The organism is Polaribacter reichenbachii, from assembly GCF_001975665.1.
GTDB lineage: Bacteria > Bacteroidota > Bacteroidia > Flavobacteriales > Flavobacteriaceae > Polaribacter > Polaribacter reichenbachii.
The window spans coordinates 518,564-539,048 of sequence record NZ_CP019419.1 but is presented as its reverse complement, the minus strand read 5'-3'; the positions used below and the strand labels follow the sequence as shown (position 1 = coordinate 539,048).

General features: G+C 29.6%; 18 protein-coding genes. 8 read left to right on the top strand and 10 right to left on the bottom strand.

What is annotated here, in order from left to right; translation table 11 throughout:
- Positions 1-5: 5 nt before the first annotated feature.
- Positions 6-416: a heavy-metal-associated domain-containing protein gene (locus tag BW723_RS02370; protein ID WP_068362843.1), complete on the top strand. Its 411-nt coding sequence runs from the start codon at positions 6-8 to the stop codon at positions 414-416.
- A gap of 195 nt (positions 417-611) precedes the next feature.
- On the opposite strand, the gene groL is transcribed toward BW723_RS02370, so the two are convergent.
- The 8 genes from groL to miaB all read right to left on the bottom strand — a co-directional run bounded on the left by groL (position 612) and on the right by miaB (position 7,845).
- Positions 612-2,249, bottom strand: a complete 1,638-nt coding sequence (groL, locus tag BW723_RS02365) for a chaperonin GroEL (protein WP_068362846.1) — start codon at positions 2,247-2,249, stop codon at positions 612-614.
- A 112-nt stretch (positions 2,250-2,361) separates the two neighbouring features.
- Complete coding sequence (locus BW723_RS02360; protein WP_068362848.1) at positions 2,362-2,637, bottom strand: co-chaperone GroES; 276 nt, start codon at positions 2,635-2,637, stop codon at positions 2,362-2,364.
- Between the two features lie 176 nt (positions 2,638-2,813).
- A complete protein-coding gene (gene secG / locus BW723_RS02355; RefSeq protein WP_068362851.1) occupies positions 2,814-3,146 on the bottom strand; it encodes a preprotein translocase subunit SecG in 333 nt (110 codons plus the stop codon).
- Positions 3,146-4,006, bottom strand: coding sequence for a hypothetical protein (locus BW723_RS02350; RefSeq protein ID WP_068362854.1), 861 nt, complete (start codon positions 4,004-4,006; stop codon positions 3,146-3,148). The genes secG and BW723_RS02350 overlap by 1 nt, the downstream gene beginning before the upstream one ends.
- 40 nt (positions 4,007-4,046) lie before the next feature.
- Entirely contained in the window at positions 4,047-4,544 is a 498-nt protein-coding gene (locus BW723_RS02345; protein ID WP_068363612.1) for an LptE family protein, read from the bottom strand.
- A 4-nt stretch (positions 4,545-4,548) separates the two neighbouring features.
- The gene (locus BW723_RS02340; protein WP_068362856.1) at positions 4,549-5,049 is read right to left on the bottom strand and encodes an LptE family protein; all 501 of its coding nucleotides are present in this window, start codon (positions 5,047-5,049) and stop codon (positions 4,549-4,551) included.
- A 15-nt stretch (positions 5,050-5,064) separates the two neighbouring features.
- Positions 5,065-6,288, bottom strand: coding sequence for a sigma-54 interaction domain-containing protein (locus tag BW723_RS02335; protein ID WP_068362859.1), 1,224 nt, complete (start codon positions 6,286-6,288; stop codon positions 5,065-5,067).
- A 99-nt stretch (positions 6,289-6,387) separates the two neighbouring features.
- Positions 6,388-7,845: a tRNA (N6-isopentenyl adenosine(37)-C2)-methylthiotransferase MiaB gene (gene miaB, locus BW723_RS02330; RefSeq protein ID WP_068362863.1), complete on the bottom strand. Its 1,458-nt coding sequence runs from the start codon at positions 7,843-7,845 to the stop codon at positions 6,388-6,390.
- A 201-nt stretch (positions 7,846-8,046) separates the two neighbouring features.
- Between miaB and topA the strand changes: the two genes are divergently transcribed.
- From topA to BW723_RS02295, 7 genes are all read left to right on the top strand, one after another.
- Complete coding sequence (gene topA, locus BW723_RS02325; protein ID WP_068362866.1) at positions 8,047-10,545, top strand: type I DNA topoisomerase; 2,499 nt, start codon at positions 8,047-8,049, stop codon at positions 10,543-10,545.
- 34 nt (positions 10,546-10,579) lie between these two features.
- Complete coding sequence (locus tag BW723_RS02320; RefSeq protein ID WP_068362869.1) at positions 10,580-11,740, top strand: formimidoylglutamase; 1,161 nt, start codon at positions 10,580-10,582, stop codon at positions 11,738-11,740.
- Positions 11,741-11,846: 106 nt separating this feature from the next.
- Positions 11,847-13,208, top strand: coding sequence for a T9SS ring complex lipoprotein PorK/GldK (gene porK, locus BW723_RS02315; RefSeq protein ID WP_068362872.1), 1,362 nt, complete (start codon positions 11,847-11,849; stop codon positions 13,206-13,208).
- 51 nt (positions 13,209-13,259) lie between these two features.
- Positions 13,260-13,901: a type IX secretion system motor protein PorL/GldL gene (gene porL / locus BW723_RS02310; protein WP_068362876.1), complete on the top strand. Its 642-nt coding sequence runs from the start codon at positions 13,260-13,262 to the stop codon at positions 13,899-13,901.
- A gap of 43 nt (positions 13,902-13,944) precedes the next feature.
- The gene (gene porM, locus BW723_RS02305; RefSeq protein WP_068362879.1) at positions 13,945-15,474 is read left to right on the top strand and encodes a type IX secretion system motor protein PorM/GldM; all 1,530 of its coding nucleotides are present in this window, start codon (positions 13,945-13,947) and stop codon (positions 15,472-15,474) included.
- A gap of 16 nt (positions 15,475-15,490) precedes the next feature.
- Positions 15,491-16,345 carry a type IX secretion system ring subunit PorN/GldN gene (gene porN / locus BW723_RS02300; RefSeq protein ID WP_068362882.1) on the top strand — a complete coding sequence of 285 codons (855 nt, stop codon included), beginning with the start codon at positions 15,491-15,493 and terminating at the stop codon, positions 16,343-16,345.
- A 267-nt stretch (positions 16,346-16,612) separates the two neighbouring features.
- On the top strand, positions 16,613-17,653 hold the full coding sequence (locus tag BW723_RS02295) for an NAD(P)/FAD-dependent oxidoreductase (RefSeq protein ID WP_068362885.1): 1,041 nt from the start codon (positions 16,613-16,615) through the stop codon (positions 17,651-17,653).
- A 180-nt stretch (positions 17,654-17,833) separates the two neighbouring features.
- On the opposite strand, the gene BW723_RS02290 is transcribed toward BW723_RS02295, so the two are convergent.
- Positions 17,834-18,463, bottom strand: a complete 630-nt coding sequence (locus BW723_RS02290; protein WP_068362889.1) for a DNA-binding response regulator — start codon at positions 18,461-18,463, stop codon at positions 17,834-17,836.
- The gene (locus BW723_RS02285; protein WP_068362893.1) at positions 18,460-20,448 is read right to left on the bottom strand and encodes a tetratricopeptide repeat-containing sensor histidine kinase; all 1,989 of its coding nucleotides are present in this window, start codon (positions 20,446-20,448) and stop codon (positions 18,460-18,462) included. The genes BW723_RS02290 and BW723_RS02285 overlap by 4 nt, the downstream gene beginning before the upstream one ends.
- Between the last annotated feature and the right edge of the window lie 37 nt (positions 20,449-20,485).

Sequence of the window (20,485 nt, the reverse complement as noted above, 5' to 3'; positions counted from 1 at the left end):
TAAAAATGAAAAAAATAATCTTAGTATTCAGTTTGTTTTTGATTGGCTTTTCAGTTCAATCTCAAGAAGTAATAAAGAATAAAAATGCAAAAATATCTTTTAAAGTTGATGGTATTTGCGGAATGTGTAAAAAGCGAATTGAAACTGCAGCATTAAAAACAAAGGGAGTAAAGTTTGCAGTTTGGAGTGTAGAAACACATCAACTAAATTTGATTATGGATGAACGTAAATCTGATGTTGCTGCAGTTCAAAAAAATATTTTAGCAGTTGGTCATGATGTTTTATTAGAAGAAGATAAAAAATTAGAAGCAACAACAGAAGCTTATAATTCTGTGCATCCTTGTTGTAAATACAGAGAAGATGAAATTGTTAAAGAGCACAGTGGTGAGTTAAAAAAGCAGAAAAAAAAGAATTAAAAAATTAACCCTTCCAGGTTTTAAAAACCTGAAAGGGTTAATTGAAAGTAATCAATAAAAAAATCCGATAGAAATAAATCTATCGGATTTTTTATTTAAGATTTCTCCATAAAGTCGAAATGACATTGAAGAAGTTTTTTATCAAAGATAAAAAGATTAGAACAAGTTTTTACACTTGCCTGTCAGTGCTACTGACTACATCATTCCTGGCATTCCACCACCCATTGGAGGCATTCCACCACCTGCTGGTGCATCTTCTTTAATATCAACTAAAGCACATTCAGTAGTTAAAATCATACCAGCAACAGAAGCAGCATTCTCTAAAGCAACTCTTGTTACTTTTTTAGGATCGATAATACCAGCTTCTAACATATCTACATATGTTTCAGTTTTAGCATCGTAACCAAAGTCTTTTTTACCTTCTAAAACTTTGTTGATAACCACAGAGCCTTCTCCACCAGCATTTTCTACGATAGTTCTTAATGGCGATTCAATTGCTTTGTTTACAATTTGTACACCTGTAGTTTCATCTAAATTATCTGTAGCTAAAGATTCTAAAACTTTTTTAGCTCTAACTAAAGCAACTCCACCACCAGCAACAATTCCTTCTTCTACAGCAGCTCTTGTTGCGTGTAAAGCATCATCTACTCTGTCTTTCTTTTCTTTCATTTCTACTTCAGAAGCAGCACCAACATATAAAACTGCAACACCACCAGCTAATTTAGCTAAACGTTCTTGTAGTTTTTCTTTATCGTAATCTGAAGTAGTAGTTTCTATTTGCGCTTTAATTTGGTTTACTCTTGCCTTAATTGCTTCTACATCACCAGACCCATTTACAATTGTAGTGTTGTCTTTATCAATTGTAATTCCTTCTGCAGTACCTAATAAATCTAAAGTTGCATTTTCTAAAGAAAAACCTCTTTCTTCAGAAATTACTGTTCCGCCAGTTAAAATTGCGATATCTTCTAACATTGCTTTTCTTCTGTCTCCAAAACCAGGCGCTTTTACAGCAGCAATTTTCAATCCACCTCTTAATTTGTTCACTACTAAAGTAGCTAATGCTTGTCCATCTACATCTTCAGCAATAATTAATAAAGGTCTACCAGATTGAGAAACTGGTTCTAAGATTGGTAAAATTTCTTGTAAGTTAGAAATCTTCTTATCAAATAATAAAACATAAGGATTTTCTAAATCTGCGATCATTTTATCTGCATCAGTAACAAAATATGGAGATAAATAACCTCTATCAAATTGCATACCTTCTACAACATCTACGTAAGTATCTGTACCTTTTGCTTCTTCTACAGTAATTACACCTTCTTTACCAACTTTATCGAAAGCAGTTGCAATTAAATCTCCAATAACAGAATCGTTATTAGCAGAAATTGATGCTACTTGTTGAATTTTATCAGAAGAATTACCAACTTTTTGAGTTTGTTTTTCTAAATCTGCAACAATTGCTTCTACGGCTTTGTCAATTCCACGTTTTAAATCCATAGGGTTTGCACCTGCAGCAACGTTTTTTAAACCTTCTTTTACAATTGCTTGTGCTAAAACAGTAGCAGTTGTTGTTCCATCACCAGCTAAATCGTTGGTTTTAGAAGCAACTTCTTTTACCATTTGAGCTCCCATATTTTCAAGCTCGTTTTCTAATTCTACTTCTTTTGCTACAGAAACACCATCTTTAGTTACTGTTGGTGCTCCAAAAGATTTAGAAATAATTACATTTCTTCCTTTAGGTCCTAAAGTTACTTTTACTGCATTTGCTAACGCATCAACTCCGCGTTTTAAGCCATCTCTTGCTTCAATATCAAATTTTATATCTTTTGCCATTGTTTATATTTTTTGCTTTTAGCTGTTAGCTCTTCGCTATTGGCTAAAATAGTTTACATTAATTTTTTATTTTTTTTGCTAAAGGCAAGAAGCCAAAAGCAAATAGCTCTAATTATATAATTGCTAGAATATCAGATTCACGCATCATTAAATAATCTTTACCTTCTAATTTTAAATCAGTTCCACCATATTTACCATATAAAACAGTATCACCAACTTTTACGGTTAAAGGCTCATCAACTTTACCATTACCAACTGCAACTACAGTTCCTTTTTGCGGTTTCTCTTTTGCATTATCTGGAATTATTAATCCAGAAGCTGTTTTTGTTTCTGCTGGAGCAGGCTCTACAAGAACTCTGTCTGCTAAAGGTTTAATGTTTAAACTCATTGTATATAAATTTTTAATTAATTAAATTATTATTAACGCTTAAAGAATTGTCAGAAATTATGCCATCAGTATAAAACTGACAATTTTACTTTGATTGATTTTATCCTTAGAATTTATGCAAAAAAAAATGCCAACGTGTCATTTACGTTGGCATTTAAATATTTTAAAATTGATAGTTAGTTAATACTATCATTAGTTGCTGGTGCATTATTTTCTGCAGGAACTGTAGTTTCTATACCATCTAAAGTATTATCTAAATTCATATCGTTAGAATTAGCTCTAGGAATTGCAACGTTAGATAATAAGATTAAAACGAACATAGCAATTGCTAACGTCCAAGTAGTTCTGTCTAAAAAGTTATTTGTGTTTTGTACACCTCCTAAAGATTGTGCACCTCCACCACCAAAAGAAGAAGATAAGCCTCCACCTTTAGGATTTTGAACCATTACTATTAAAATTAAAGCTACTGCTACAATTAAAATTACGATTAAAAATGCTGTATAACTCATTATTTATGTTTTTGTAAAATTTGTACTCTTTTTATTTGGTCTGCAAAGAAACCACTTTTTTCTGGATATTTCAAACTTAAAATTCGGTAAGCTTGAATTGCGTTTTCATACTTCTTTTGTTCTAAATAAACTTTGGCTAAAGTCTCTGTCATTAAAGAAGAATCTTGTGTGTTTTTTGAAACTGAAATAGAAACTTTTTTGTCTTTAGAAAGCGGTTCTATTTTAGGATTACTTTGTATAAATTTTTCTATAATCTTAACTTTCTTTGAGACCTTTTTAGGTGATGATTCTGCTCTAACTACTGGTTTTTTTGTTGATAATTGCAACCATTGATTAAAAGAATGATTTTCTGAAGTGCTAAATGCAATTGGTTTTCCTATTTCTAGTTTTTCTTCTGTTTCTTGTACAGGTTCTACAACAGTCTCTTCTATTGGTTTTTTAGTAGTTTCAACCTCTATTTCTTCTGATATTGTTTCTATTGATGTTGATTCTTCTTGTTTTATTTCTTCAGGAACCTCTTCTTTAGTTGATGTTACTTCTGGTTCTACATCTTCAGATTTAAATGAAGTTTCATCAGAAATTTTATCAATAATTTGTTGGTGAATTTCTTCGTTAGGATTTGTGAATTTTTTAGAAGTAATAAAATCAAACAAAACAGTTCTGTCTGTTGTATAAGCTGCAGTAATTTTTAATTCGTTATTATATTTAAAACTATCTTGATTTTTTAATCCTTTTAAATATAATGCTCTTGCTGATTGAAAATATGGATATGCATCAACAGTAGACTTTAACTCAACAGTTTCTAATTGCTGAATTTTTTGTTTTTCAGTTAAAACTTCTATGAATGTGTTTTTGTTCAAAATGCTATTTTTTTATTCCAACTTCCAATTCCATTCATTATTACCATTTAGCAACTGAAGCATTAAAAATATCTTGCGTAATTCTTTCTACTATTTCATCTAAAGCGGTTTCTAAAACACTACCAGTTAATTGAGAATTTGCATCAAAATCAGAATAAAAAGAAAAGGTTTTTTCGAAATCGTCTTTTTCTTCTAACTTATTTTCAAAACGAACATTTACTGTAACTGTTAATCTGTTTTGTGCAGCAGTTTGGTCTGATGTTCCACTCATTGGTGTGACTCTAAAACCTGTAATTTCTCCGCTAAAATGTAAATCGCCATTTTTGTTTGTAAGTGTTAAATTAGTTTGACGAGTAAATAAATCTTGCAAATCATTAGTAAAACGCTGCGTTAAAACTGGTTCTACTAAAGGTGCTTGATTTGGAAAAAAATCGATTTGAATTGTTTTTGCATCACCTGTATTACCACCTGTAAAAGAGTAAGCACCACAACCAATTAGTGTTGTAATTATTATTAATGATAAAATTATTTTTTTCATAATTCTAAAAATTATTTGCAATTGAACGATTAAAAATATCTTGCGTTATTCTTTCTAATATTTCATCTAAGGCATTGTCTAAGATATTGTCAGTTAATTGAGAATTTGCTGCAAAATCTGAATAATAAGAAAATGCTTTTTCAAAACTTTTCTTATTTTCTAATTTATTTGTAAAACGCACATTTATTGTAATGGTTAATCTATTTTGGGCAGCAATTTGATTAGCAGTTCCGCTGATTGGTGTTATTCTATAATTCGTGATTTCTCCACTAAAATATAAATCTCCGTTAGAATTTGATTGTGTTAACCTCGTTTGGTTTATAAATAATTTAAGAAGATCATTTGTGAAGCGTTGCGAAAGATTTGGTTCTACTAAGGGCGCTTGATTAGGGAAAAAATCAATTTGAATTGTTTTTGCATTCCCAATATCTCCACCTGTAAATGAATAAGTTTTACAGCTAATTAGAGCACTAATTATTATTAATGATAAAATTATTTTTTTCATATTAAATTTAGAATTCTATAAATCGTACTGTTTTATTTTTCTGTACAAAGTTCTTTCGGAAATGCCCAATTCTTTTGCAGCCAATTTACGTTTATTGTTGTTTTTTTCTAAAGACTTTTTAATCATCTCAATTTCTTTGTCTTGTAAAGATAGAGATTCGTCTTCTTCAATGGTCTCAATAAAATCATAATCTTTTTCTGCAGATGATTCTTGTGGAATATTTAAAACTTCGATATCTAAATCTTCTAAATCTTTATTATCATAGATTTTTTCTAAAAGACGATGATTTTCTTCTTGTACTTCATCAACATTGCCATTTTTCATTAAATCTAATGTCAATTTCTTTAAATCGTTGATGTCATTACGCATATCAAACAAAATCTTATACATAATATCACGTTCTGTAGAAAAATCATTTTCTTTTTTACCACCTACAATTGCAGGTAAATTACCAGAGTTATTAGGTAAATATTGTTGTAATTTTATGGCAGATATTGTTCTTTCTTCTTCAATTACAGAAATTTGTTCGGCTAAGTTTTTTAACTGACGAATGTTACCAGGAAAACGATAGTTTAATAAAACATTTACCGCACTTTCATCTAATCTAATAGAGGGCATTCTATATTTTTGAGCAAAATCTGATGCGAATTTTCTAAATAATAAATGAATATCTTCATTTCGTTCTCTTAGAGCTGGTAAGTTAATTTCTACAGTGCTTAATCTGTAATACAAATCTTCTCTAAATTTTTCTTTCTGAATTGCACTTTGCATATTTACGTTAGTAGCTGCAACAATTCTAACATTTGTTTTTAATACTTTAGATGAACCTACTTTAATAAATTCGCCATTTTCTAAAACACGTAACAAACGCACTTGTGTTGTTAAAGGTAGTTCACCAACTTCATCTAAAAAAATAGTTCCACCATCTGCAACTTCAAAATAACCTTTTCTGTCTTGTGTAGCTCCTGTAAAAGCACCTTTTTCGTGACCAAAAAGTTCACTGTCAATTGTGCCTTCAGGAATTGCACCACAGTTTACAGCAATATATTTTGCGTGTTTTCTATGTGATAAAGAATGTATTATTTTAGGAATACTTTCTTTACCAACACCACTCTCTCCAGTTACTAAAACAGAAATATCAGTAGGTGCAACTCTAACTGCTTTTTCTAAAGCTCTGTTTAATTGAATATCGTTTCCAATAATTCCAAAACGTTGTTTTAATGCTTGTAAGTTTTCCATTTTCTTTTTAGTTGCAAAGCAGCAAAGTAAAGTACAGTAACAAAGTCAAGACTTAAACTAACTTTGGGACTTTGTTACTTTAAAACTTTGTAACTCTTTTTAATTATTATCAGAATACCCAACAGCAGTTCCTTTTAGAGTTGCTGAGGTACAATCTTCTACTTTTACGTTTACAAAATCACCTAATTTATAATGTTCTTTAGGAAAAACAATTACAGTATTTTGTGTGTTTCTTCCTTTCCATTCGTTTGGGTTTTTCTTAGAAGTTCCTTCAATTAAAACTTCCTCAATTTTTCCTAAATGGGCTTGTGTTCTATATAATGCGTGTTTTTGTTGTAAATCGATAACTTCTGTTAAACGACGTTTTTTCACATCCGCAGGTACATCATCATCCATTTTTTTACCAGCGAGTGTTCCTGGTCTTTCAGAATAAGCAAACATAAATCCAAAGTCGTATTTTACATATTCCATTAAATCTAAAGTGTCTTTATGGTCTTGTTCTGTTTCTCCACAAAAACCAACAATCATATCTTGTGATAAAGCCATTTCTGGAATTATCTTGTAAATATTATCAACCAACTCCATATATTCTTCACGAGTATGTTGTCTGTTCATCGCTTTTAACATTGCATTACTTCCACTTTGTACTGGTAAGTGAATGTATTTACAAATGTTTTTGTGTTTTGCCATAGTGTGAATAACATCTAAACTCATATCTTGAGGATTAGATGTAGAAAATCGAAAACGTGTTTTTGGGAATTGAGTAGCACACATATCTAATAATTGTGCAAAATCTACAGCAGTTGCTTGAGCCATTTCTGTAGCTTTCTTGAAATCCTTTTTTAAACCACCACCAAACCAAAGAAAACTATCTACATTTTGACCTAAAAGCGTTATTTCTTTAAAATTTTTATCAACCATAGATTGAATTTCTTCTAAAATACTTTTTGGATCACGACTTCTTTCTCGTCCGCGAGTAAAAGGAACTACACAAAAAGTACACATATTATCACAACCTCTGGTTATTGATACAAAAGCAGAAACTCCGTTAGAATTTAAACGAACAGGGGAAATGTCTCCATAAGTTTCTTCTTTAGATAAAATAACGTTTACAGCATCTCTACCTTCGTTAACTTCTTCTAATAAATTTGGTAAATCTTTATAAGCATCAGGACCTACAACTAAATCAACAATTTTTTCTTCTTCTAAGAACTTTTCTTTTAAACGCTCTGCCATACAGCCTAAAACGCCTACTTTCATTGTTTTGTTAGATTCTTGTTTTACTCTATTATATTTCTGTAATCTTTTACGTACAGTAGTTTCGGCTTTTTCACGAATAGAACAAGTGTTTACTAAAACTAAATCTGCTTCTTCTAAAACCTGAGTAGTGTTGTAACCTTGTTTGTCTAAGATTGCAGCAACAATTTCGCTATCATTCATATTCATTTGACAACCATAGCTTTCAATGAATAATTTCTTAGAATTTTCTTTTTTATTTTCTGTAACAAGCGCTTTGCCTTGTATTCTCTCGTCGATAATTTTTTCTACTTGTTCCATCTCTCAATTTAACATTTGAAGGTGGGCAAAGATACAACCAAATTTATATTTTAATGACAAATTGGCAGAAAAAATATTATTGTAAATCTGTTAATTATTTATCGAAAAGTGATGAAAAAATTTTTTTTAACAAAAAACTGACTACTTTTGCAGTCAGAAAAGCTACGTTTTTAAAGCGTTTTAGTGATAAAAGAAAGATAAATGGCAAAGAATTTAGTAATAGTTGAGTCACCTGCAAAAGCAAAAACCATCGAAAAATTTCTTGGAAAAGATTTTCAAGTAGAATCGAGTTATGGTCATATTGCAGACTTACCATCCAAAGAATTAGGTATAGATGTAGAAGGCGATTTTAGTCCTAAGTATATCATATCCACAGATAAAAAACCTGTAGTTAAAAAATTAAAAACTTTAGCAAAGAAAGCAGAAACTGTTTGGTTAGCAAGTGATGAGGATCGTGAAGGAGAGGCAATTGCTTGGCATTTAAAAGAGCAATTAGATTTAAAAGACGAAAACACAAAACGTATTGTTTTTCACGAGATTACGAAAAAAGCGATTTTAAAAGCTGTAGAGAATCCTAGAGATATAGACTATGATATGGTTAACGCTCAACAAGCGCGTAGAGTTTTAGATCGTCTTGTGGGTTATGAATTATCGCCAGTTTTATGGCGTAAAGTAAAAGGAGGCTTATCTGCAGGTAGAGTGCAATCTGTTGCTGTTCGTTTAATTGTAGAAAGAGAAAGAAGCATTTTAGACTTTAAAGCAGAAACACATTATAAAGTAGTTGCAGAATTTACGAATGATGAAGGTAAAAAGTTTAAAGCTACAATCCCTAAGAATTTCGATTCTAAAAAAGTAGCAGAAGATTTCTTAAAATCTTGTGCAAATGCTGATTTTTCTATTGCAGATTTAACTAAAAAACCTGCAAAAAAATCGCCAGCAGCTCCATTTACAACATCAACATTACAGCAAGAAGCTTCTCGTAAGTTAGGTTTTGCAGTAGGTAGAACAATGCAAGTTGCACAACGTTTGTATGAAGCAGGTTTAATAACCTATATGAGAACAGATAGTGTAAATTTATCTGTAGATGCAAGAGATGCTGCTGAAGAAGAAATCACCAATTATTATGGTGCAGAATATAGCAAACAACGTGTTTTTAAGTCGAAAGCAAAAGGTGCTCAAGAAGCGCACGAAGCCATTAGACCTACAAATATGAAAATGCACGCTATTGATACTGAATATGATCAAAATAGATTATATGATTTAATTTGGAAAAGAACTTTAGCTTCTCAAATGAGTGATGCTCAGTTAGAAAGAACAAATGTAAAGATAGAGAATTCTGAAAATGAAAAAATCTTTACTGCTAATGGAGAAATGATAAAGTTTGATGGTTTCTTAAAAGTGTATTTAGAAGGAACTGATAATGAAGAAGAAGAACAAGCAGGAATGTTGCCGAACTTAAAAGTTGGTGAAAATTTAAACTACGCTTTTATTAATGCTACACAGCGTTTTACAAGTCCTCCTTACAGATTTACAGAAGCATCTTTAGTAAAGCAATTAGAAGAATTAGGTATCGGACGTCCATCTACTTATGCGCCAACAATTTCTACAGTTCAGAGAAGAGGTTATATAGAAAAAGGGCAGAATGAAGGTGTAGAAAGAAATTATGAGCAAATGATTTTGGTTGATGGAACTGTAAAAAGTCAGCAATTGACAGAAAAAACAGGTTCAGATAAAAATAAATTAGTACCAACTGATATTGGTAATATTGTAAATGATTTTTTAGTTGCTAATTTTTCTAACATTTTAGATTTTGGATTTACTGCAAAAGTTGAAAATTCTTTTGATGATATTTCTGAAGGTGATGAAGATTGGATAGAAATGATAAAAAGTTTCTATATTAAGTTTCACGATAATGTAGAAGATGTAAAAGAAAATGCAGAAAGAGAATCTGGAGAACGTATTTTAGGAAAACATCCACAGAGTGGAAAAACAGTTTTAGTACGTTTAGGTAAATTTGGACCAATTGCTCAAATTGGTGCTCCAGAAGACGAAGAAAAACAGTTTGCAAGCTTAAATAAAGATCAGCATTTAGGTACAATTACATTAGAAGAAGCATTAGAATTATTCTTGCTTCCAAAAACTTTAGGAACTTACGAAGGTGAAGAGGTTATTGTTTCTAATGGACGATTTGGGCCATACATTCGTTTTGGAAAAATGTTTGTTTCTTTAGACAAAGGCGAAAACCCAATGGAAGTTGATTTGCCAAGAGCTGAAGATTTAATTAGAGCCAAGCAAAAGGCGGATGCACCTATTTATCATTACGAAGATTTACCAGTACAAAAAGGTGTAGGACGTTTTGGACCATTTATTAAATGGAACAATATGTTTATCAACGTAAATAAAAAATACGATTTTGATAATCTTTCTGATGATGATATTGTTGAATTGATTGAAGTTAAAAAACAGAAAGAAATAGACAAAGTTATCCATAATTGGGAAGATGTTGGTATTCGCGTAGAAAAAGCGAGATGGGGTCGTTTTAATGTTTTAAAAGGTAAAATAAAGATAGAGTTACCTAAAACAACAGAAATCGAAAAGCTATCTAAAGAAGAGGCTGTAAAAATGATTGAGGCTAAAACACCAAAGAAAAAAGTAGCAAAGAAAAAAGTAACAAAAAGAAAAACTACCAAAAAGAAATAAGATTTTTTATATCTTGCATACACAATAGAAATTGATGAATAAAGAATTCTTGTCCCCTGTTAAAGAAACTGCTTTAGCACATTTAGTATTACACTCGCCATTTTGCTTAGGAAATCGAATTAAAATCTATACAGAACAAGAAGGTTTTCCTGATTTAGATGATGTTAAACTAGCTATACTTGGTGTAGAAGAAGATCGAAATTCTGAAAACAATTTTGGATGTGGAGATAATTTACATTTCATCCGAAGAAAATTATACGAACTTTTTCCTGGAAATTGGACTGCAGAAATTGCAGATTTAGGAAATGTTTTAAAGGGAGAAGCTGTTTCTGATACTTATTTTGCGGTTTCAGAAATTATTACATCGCTTTTAAAAAAGGATATTATACCTATAATAATTGGTGGAGGTCAAGATCTTACTTATGTAAATTATAGAGCTTACGATGCTTTAGAGCAATCAGTAAATATTACTGCTGTAGATAGTCGTTTTGATATGGGAAGTTTAGAAGATGAACTAACCTCACAATCTTACTTGAGTAAAATTATTATGCAGAAGCCTAATAATTTGTTTAATTATAGTAATGTTGGGTATCAAACGTATTTTAATTCTCAAGGAGAAATTGATTTATTCGATTCACTCTTTTTTGATACCTGTAGATTGGGTAAAGCCAAAGAATTAGAAAATATAGAGCCTGCTTTTAGAAATGCAGATATTGTTTCTATAGATATTGGTGCAGTTAGGCAAAGTGATGCTCCTGCTAATAATAATGCATCTCCAAATGGTTTTTATGGCGAAGAAATTTGTGCTATAACAAGATATGCAGGTATTAGCGATAAAGTTTCATCATTTGGTATTTACGAGTACAATTCTAAGTACGATAATAATCATCAAACAGCAAGTTTAATTGCACAGATGATTTGGTATTTTGTTGAAGGTGTTAATTTTAGGGTAAAAGATTATCCTTTTTCTGGTAAAGAGAACTATCAAAAATTTACCGTAATTTTGGAAGACGATGATCCTTTAGTGTTTTATAAAAGCAATAAAACAGGCAGATGGTGGATTGAGATTAATATTTTATCAGATAATAAATACAAAAGACATGCGTTAATACCATGTACTTACAACGATTACATAGATGCAACCAAGCAAATTATACCAGAAAGATGGTATAAAGCAATGCAGAAAATGATGTGATTTAAGAATTTAATAAAAATGAATACGTTAAAATGTAATTTCAACATTGTATTTTAGCAAAAAAAATAATAGGTTTACGAACTTTTAGTAAAGACAAAAATAAAATATGAAAAAAGCAGCAATATTTGCACTTTTAATAACCGTTTTTTACAGTTGTGGTTCTAATGATAGAGGAGAATTAGTAGGGGTTAAGGCAAAGAAAAAGTGGTTTTCAGAAAAACCTTATGGAATGTCCTTAATTCCAGGAGGTTCTTTTACAATGGGTAAGCAAGATCAAGATATTTTAGGTACTTTAAATACACCTACAAAAACGGTAACAGTTAGGCCTTATTATATGGATGAAACTGAAATTACAAACAAAGAGTATAAAGAGTTTGTATTTTGGGTAAGAGATTCTATAGTAAGAACAAAGTTAGCAGAACAAGCTGAATTTGCTTCTTTAGGAGCTACTCCAAATGCAAATGGTAATAACCGTACTTCTGGTATTCAGAGTTATGCTTATAAAGCTGCAGATACTACAGATTCTAATGCGTATCAAAAATATATGAATGAGAACTATTGGAGTTTTGATACAATTAAGCCTTTAAATTGGGATGAAGAAATAGTTTGGGTTAAAGAAGATTTTCCAGATGTAGATTACGTAGAAGTAATGGATTCAGTTTATATTAGTAAAGAAGAAGCTGTAGATGGTGTTAGAACTTTTAATACAAAGCTTTTAAATTATCAGTATTCTTGGTTTGATAGAGACAATGCAGCTAGAAAAGGTGGTAGTAGAAAAGATTTTGTACAAACAGAAGTTTTAAATATATATCCAGATACAACAGTTTGGGTTAGAGATTTTAATTATTCATACAACGATCCTATGCACCAAGATTATTTTTATCACCAATCTTATGGAGATTATCCTGTTGTTGGTGTAAGTTGGGGGCAAGCAAATGCTTTTTGTAACTGGAGAACTAAAAAGAAAAACGATTATTTAAGAGAGAAAAAAGGTTCTACTTTAGTTCCTGATTTTAGATTACCAACAGAAGCTGAGTGGGAATACGCAGCAAGGGGTGGTTTAGAATTTGCAACATATCCTTGGGGAACTGGAAGTACTACAAGCGATAGAGGTTGTTTCTTAGCAAACTTTAAACCTGTTAGAGGTAATTATGCTGTAGATGGAGCTTTGTACACTGTAGAAGCAGAATCTTACAACGCAAATGATTACGGTTTGTATAATATGGCTGGTAACGTTTCTGAATGGACAAATACAGCTTATAATTTATCTTCTTACTATATGGCTTCTACAATGAACCCGAATGTAGAAGATAGAAAAAATAAAAGAAAAATTGTTAGAGGAGGTTCTTGGAAAGATGTTGCATATTATTTAGAAGTTGCTTCTAGAGACTACGAATATGCAGATACAGCAAGAAGCTATATAGGTTTTAGAACAGTACAAAACTATATTGGTACAACAAATCAATAAAAAATTAGTTAGAAAAAGAATAAGTAAATCAAATAACAAACACACAAAACAATGGCACAATCAAGAAGTTATAAAAAAACAATGAATTTCGTTTACGGAATGGGAGCTGCAGTAGTAATTATTGGAGCATTATTTAAAATACAACACATATCAATAGGTCCTTTAACTGGTGGTTTAATGCTTACAATAGGTTTAATTGTTGAAGCAGGAGTATTTGCAGTATCTGCATTTGATGCGCCAGAAGAAGAATTTGATTGGTCTAAAGTTTATCCTGAATTAGGAGAAGATAGTTTTAAAGCTGAAAAAGAAGAAAAAGTAGGAGCAGAGGGTTTATTATCTCAAAAATTAGATAATCTTTTAAAAGAAGCAAAAATAGATGCTACTTTAATGTCTAGTTTAGGTAACAGTATGAAAAATTTTCAAAATGCTGCAGAAGGTTTATCATCTGCATCAGAATCTGTTGCATCAACCAATAAATATAATGAGCAAGTTTCTTTAGCAGCTGTTCAAATGGAATCTTTAAATAGCTTATACAAAGTACAAGTAGAAAATACATCTAAACAAGCATCTTTAAATTCAGAAGTAGTAGAAAACACACAGAAATTAAAAGATCAAATGGATTCTTTGGCAAAAAACCTATCTTCTTTAAACGGAGTATATGGTAATATGTTATCTGCAATGTCTAGCAAATAATTAGTTAATTTAAATGTATAACATAAAAAAAACTAATTAAGCTATGGCTGGAGGAAAAATGTCTGCAAGACAAAAGATGATAAACCTTATGTATCTTGTATTTATTGCAATGTTAGCAATGAATATGAGTAAAGAGGTATTATCTGCTTTTGGTGTGATGAATGAGAAACTTACAGAAAATAATGTTTCTACAACAGAAAAAAATAATGAAGCTTATGCTAATTTAGCAACTAAAGCTTCTGAACAAAGTGCAAAGTTTGGTGAGTTAAATAAGCAAGCTGTTCAAATTAAAGGATATTCGAATGAGTTTTATTCTTATTTAGGTGAGTTAAAATCTAAAATGACTGCTGATCTAGAAGATAAAAAAGATTATGAAAAAATGGATAAGACTGCGTTCTTAGACGTTTACTTTTTTAAAGGTGATGGTTATACTCCAGAGGGTCAAGAATTTTTGAGTAAAATAGACAGTTATAGAACTAATGTAATTAATGTTTTAGGTGAGAATAGCAAATTTACACCTACTATAAAAGATAGATTTTCTACTGAGCCAGTTGTAAATAGTAAAACAGGAAACACAGTAGAATGGTTAAAAGCAAGATATGAAGGTTTTCCATTAGTAGCTTCTTTAACTAGTTTAACTCAAATGCAAGCTGATATTAAAAATACAGAAGCAGATATTGTTAGTTCTTTATTAGGTGGTAAAATGGAAGAAGCTCTATCTTTAAATAATTATAAAGGTATTGTTGCATTAGATAAAAATGCATATTTCGCTGGTGAAAAAGTAACAGGTAAAATTGTTTTAGGACGTTATGATGCCACTATGATTCCTGATAACGTTACTTTAAATGGTAGCGATTATAAAAACATTCAGTCTGGGCAAGTAATAATAGATATGCCAGCAGGTAATGTTGGTAATCATGATATAAAAGGGAAAATTACATTTACACAAAATGGAGAGCCTGTAGAAGTGCCATTCGAGAGTTCTTATTCTGTAATTCCAGAACCTAGTAATGCAGTTGTTTCTGCAGATAAAATGAATGTAGTTTATAGAGGTTTAAGTAACCCTATTTCTGTTTCATTACCAGGTGTTGGAGATAATAATTTAAATGTTTCGGCTTCTGGAGGATCATTATCTGGTAGTAGAGGTAAATATGTTTTAAAACCAGGAGGTGGTAAAATTGCAACAATAAACGTAAGTGCAAAATTAAGTAGTGGTAAAACTGTAAATTCTAAAGCAACTTTTAGAATTAAAGATATACCAGCAGCAATGGGTTCTGTTCGTGGTCAATATGGTACAGTAAGAATGCCGAAGTCAGGTTTATCTAGAACACCAATTGCAGCAGGTTTACCCGATTTCGAATTCGATTTAACGATAAAAGTTCAAAGTTTTAAAATAAAAGTTCCTGGTCAATTAACAATTATTGTTAACGGAACTACTTTAAGTGCAGCTGCTAAAAAAGTTTTAGCAAAAGCTAAAAGAGGAGATCAAATTAATATTTACGATATTAAAGCTACAGCTAATGGTGTGCCAATTAAAAAGGTATTACCAGTAAATATAGAGCTTACTAATTAGGATAAAAGATTAAATTATGTATAAAAAAGGTTTCATATTATTTTTAGCCCTTATAACTTCGGGTTTAGTAAGTGCGCAAGCAGGTTTACTAAATGCTAAAGATCCTGAAGACATAGGTAAAAAAAATGAGCAACAAATACTTGCAGACAATGATGGACCAATACCTTATGGTTATGTAGATGATAGAGATGTAATGTGGTCTAAAGTAGTTTGGGAATTTATAGATTTAAATCAAAAAATAAATTTACCTTATTATTTTCCAATAGATACTACAAACATTTCTCCAGATAGAAGATCTTTGTTCGATACTCTTGTAAAAGGAATTAGACAAGGTAAAATTAAAGATGCTTATACAGATTCTTTTTTTACATCTAAAATTACTCAAGATGAGATAGAGTCTCGTTTGGTAAATGTTCGTGAAGAAAATGGATATTCAGATACATATAATTTAGGCGCAGAAGATATTGGAGGTTATATGATAAAAGGTATGTGGTATTTTGATAAACGTCAAGGTGAAATGAAATACAGATTACTAGCATTAGCACCAATGGGTAAAGATGTACAAACAATTGGAGTAGAAGGTGTAGAAGACGAAACTTTATTCGAGTTATTTTGGGTATTTTTTCCATCTGCAAGAGAGGTTTTACATGATGCTAAAGTTTTCAATCCTATGAATGCTTCTCATCCAATATCTTATGATCATTTATTAAATGCAAGAAGATTTAGTGGTGTAATCGTAAAAGAAGAAAACATTTACGGTAACAGATCAATCTCAGATTATGTTAGAGGTAACTCTTTATTCCAGCTTTTAGAGGCAGATAAAATTAAAGAAGATATCAGAAACAAAGAAATTGATATGTGGAATTATTAATTTTACACATACATAAAATTATATAAAAACGTTTGCGCAAGTAAACGTTTTTTTTTTTTTTGAAGCTATTTCAGCTTTACGCACTCGCTTTTTTTAACATATAACTTCATAAAATATAGTACCTACCATCAACATTTTTTATTTTAATTATAAGCTACTAAAACCAAAATAAAAAAGAGCTCAAACAATTGCTACAATCTGGGCTAAACCTATCTATAAACTCATAGAAAACTAGTAAAATAATTAAAACTTAAGTACTTTTACAATGTGAAAGTAGATTATATAATTGTTGGTTTAGGTTTAGCAGGTTTGGCATTTGTAGAAGAATTATTAGCTGCAAATAAAACATTTATGGTGTTCGAAGACGACTCGCAAACATCATCTTTAGTTGCAGGAGGTGTTTATAATCCTGTTATTTTAAAAAGATTTACACCAGTTTGGAACGCCAAAGAGCAATTAGAAGTAGCCTTACCATTTTATGAACGCTTAGAACAGAAGTTCAATAGCAAGTTCGATAAAAAAATAGAAACTAAAAAAGTTTTTAAATCCATAGAAGACCAAAATAATTGGTTTGAAGCTGCAGATAAACCTTTACTTGTAGATTATTTAGATCCAAAAATAGAAGCTAAAAAGAGAGCAGGAATAATTGCCGATTTTGGTTTTGGAAATGTAAATAAAACAGGTAGAATCGATACTAAAAAATTAGTAGATATCTATAGAGTATATTTAAAGTTAGCACATAAAATCCGTTTCGAAGAATTTGAACATCAGCAAATAAAATTCAAAGAAAATGGGGTAGAATACAAAGATATTACAGCAAATAAAATTGTTTTTTGCGAAGGTTATGGAATGACAAATAATCTTTTCTTTAACTATTTGCCTTTAAACGAAGTAAAAGGTGAATTAATCACTATTTACGCACAAGATTTAAAAATCGATTTTTTATTAAAATCAACACTTTTTATTTTTCCTTTAGGAGATAATTATTACAAAGTAGGTGCCACTTTTAACTGGACAGATAAAACTTCAAATCCATCAGAAGAAGGTAGAGCAGAGTTAATAGAAAAATTAAAAAAAGTAATTACCGTTCCTTACGAAATTATAGACCAAACAGCAGGTGTAAGACCAACTGTAAGAGACAGAAGACCTTTGGTAGGTAAACACCCTGCATATCCTAATTTGGCAATTTTAAATGGTTTAGGAACAAGAGGAGTTATGATAGCACCAACAGTTGCCAAACAATTGTTTAATCATTTAGAAACTGGTAAAGAGTTAGATTCAGAAATAGCAATAAGTAGGTTTCAGTAACAATAATGCTTTTAAACTTAGAAAAATATTTCATAAATTAAAAAAAGAAAAAGCAACCTAATTACTATGAAAAAGATTGCTTTAAAAGGGGGATTCAGTAAGTTTTTTATTTTCTTGAACCAAAGAAAGTATTTTTTTATAAAGTAGTTATAGGTATCCATACCCTAAATTGATTTTTTCTTAATTAAATAGGTGTTTATTTTTTTGAACCCATTTGTAAAGTGAACCAGATTTCTGACTCAAGTTAAGTTTGGTAATAATTTTACTACGATGTTTTTCTATAGTTCTAGGAGATGAAAATAATATATGACCAATTTCTTTACTAGTTTTGTGTTGAGAAATCAATTTTAAAATTCGTTTTTCAGCTAAGGTTAATTTTTTTAAAATAGAATTATTTTCATCTGTAAAACCTATATAATCTTTAACATTTTTGCTAAAATAAGGAATGCCATTTTTAACAGAATTAATACAGGTTTCTATCTCTTCTAAAGCAAATTCTTTTAGTAAATAGCCATATATATTTAGTTTTTTAGCTTTTAAATATAAGTCGATCTCTTTATGAAGTGTAATTAAAATAATTTTAGTGCAAAAATTGTTTTTTTTACATTCTTCTGCAATTTCAATTCCTGTTAAATTAGGCATTTCTACATCTAAAATGGCAATATCGGGTTTGTATTTAAAAATAAAATTTAGAGCAGATTGTCCATCAGAAGCAAAACCAATTACATTCATTTTTTTTTCAATTAACAAATCATTTAAACCTTTAATAAGTATAGGATGATCGTCTGCTATAAAAATAGATTGTTTCATTTTAAAGGAAATAATATTTTAATAACGGTTCCTTTATTCTTTGAACAACTGAATTTTAAAGAACCTTTTAAAAAATCAACTCGCTGATTTAGTGTTTTTAAACCTAAACTTTTATCTTCATTTAATTTTTCTACATAATTAAATCCAATTCCATTATCTTGAATTATAATGTATATATGATGATTTTCTATAAGTTTTAAAGTTACTCTTGCAGAATTTGCTTTTGCGTGCTTAATAATATTAGAAAGGCATTCTTGCACTACTCTAAAAAGATTAACTTTTTGCTCTACATTTAAAAGGTTGTCGATATTATCTATATCTCCAAAAATAAACGTTTGGCTATTTTTGTCAAGTTTACGCATAAGATTATCTAAAGCACTTGTTATTCCAATACCTTTTAATTGAAAAGGATACAATACTCTAGCAATACTTCTCATTTCTTCTATTGCATCATTAATTAATTTTTCAATAGATGTATCATTAATAGATACTATTTTGTTCTTTATCAACAATAAACTATGCCCCAATCCATCATGTAAATCTTTAGAAATTCTTTTTCTTTGTTCTTCTTGTGCTAATAATAGTTTTTGAGAAAAACGATCCTGCATCTTTTTCTCTTTAAGAAAGATGAGTCGATTCCAATATAAATATATTATTATTAATAAAAGAATTGTAAAGATAATTATACTAATTAATAGCTGTTTTTTCGTTTTATTGTTTTTTTTTAATAGCAGTATTTTATCATTCTTTAATTGTTCTTCTTTTTCTTTTTTTGATAAAGTTTGATAATAATTAACAACACTTATTTTATTAATATTGGCAATAGAATCTTTTATTTGTGCATAAGATTGATAGTGTTTTAAAGCATTTTTTGAATCATTTTTACTTACATAAATATCAAAAATTAATTTATTTAATTCTTTTTTAGCATCTAAATCACCTTTTTTTTCAATTTCAGCTAGTGTTTTTTTTGCTAATTCTAATGCTTTTTGGGGTTTATTGTTTTTAAAGAGATAAAAGCTTTTTGTTTTATTAAAAAAGTCGATACTAATAACATTAGCTTTATTTACTTTAATTTCTGAAGCAGCATAATTTAAATATGTTTTGGCATTTTCTAAAGTGCCATATTGTAAATAATATTGTGCAATTGCAGTTATATAATAAGGTATAAAACCATCATTAGATTTACTGTTTTTTTTGTGGATTAAAGCTTTATCTAAATTTTCTTTATATTTTTCTATATTGTCAATTTCTCTATAATTTATAGCTAAATTGTAGTAATTAGAAGTTAAGCCAATGGTATATTTTAAAAATATTTTTTTTTCAATAATATCTAAAAGTTTTTCTATTGCTATTTCGTTTAAGCCAATTTTACTATAGATAGAGGTAATTGCTGTTTTAATAAAAAATGTATATGCTAAGTCATTTAAATTTTCATAATACATAGAAGCTATTTCGTAATTTTTTATAGCCTCTATAAAATTATTTGATTTAACTAAAATTTGTCCTTTTAAGAAAATAGCATCAGCTTTATAAATTGAATCTTTTCTTGTATTACCATAGTTTTTTATAGAAATATCGCAATTATTAAAGGCTTTATCAAAATTATCTTTATCGTAATATGCTCTTGCTTTTTTTTGATAAATTCCACCTAAAAGATAAGTGTCTTTAATTTTCTTTTTATGAGTTATAAGTTTATTCAGCAAAAGAATTGCAAAATCGGGGTCATTAAACTCAACTTCTATTCTTGAGCATAATTTTAAAATTTTAGCAGTAGCAATACTGTGTTTATTTTGCTTAAATGCAAGATTTATATATTGCAATGTAAAATCTTTAAAAGACTTAACATTTTTTGTTACATTAATTAAACTATCTAAAGTCTTTAATTTTAAATTTTTAGTAGTGGTAGATACACTATTTTTATTTACAGAAAAGATTTGGTACGATAAAAATAAACATAGATAAAATGCTTTAATTGGCTTCATTAAGGTAGGGGTTTAATAGACAAAGACTCAAAGGTCG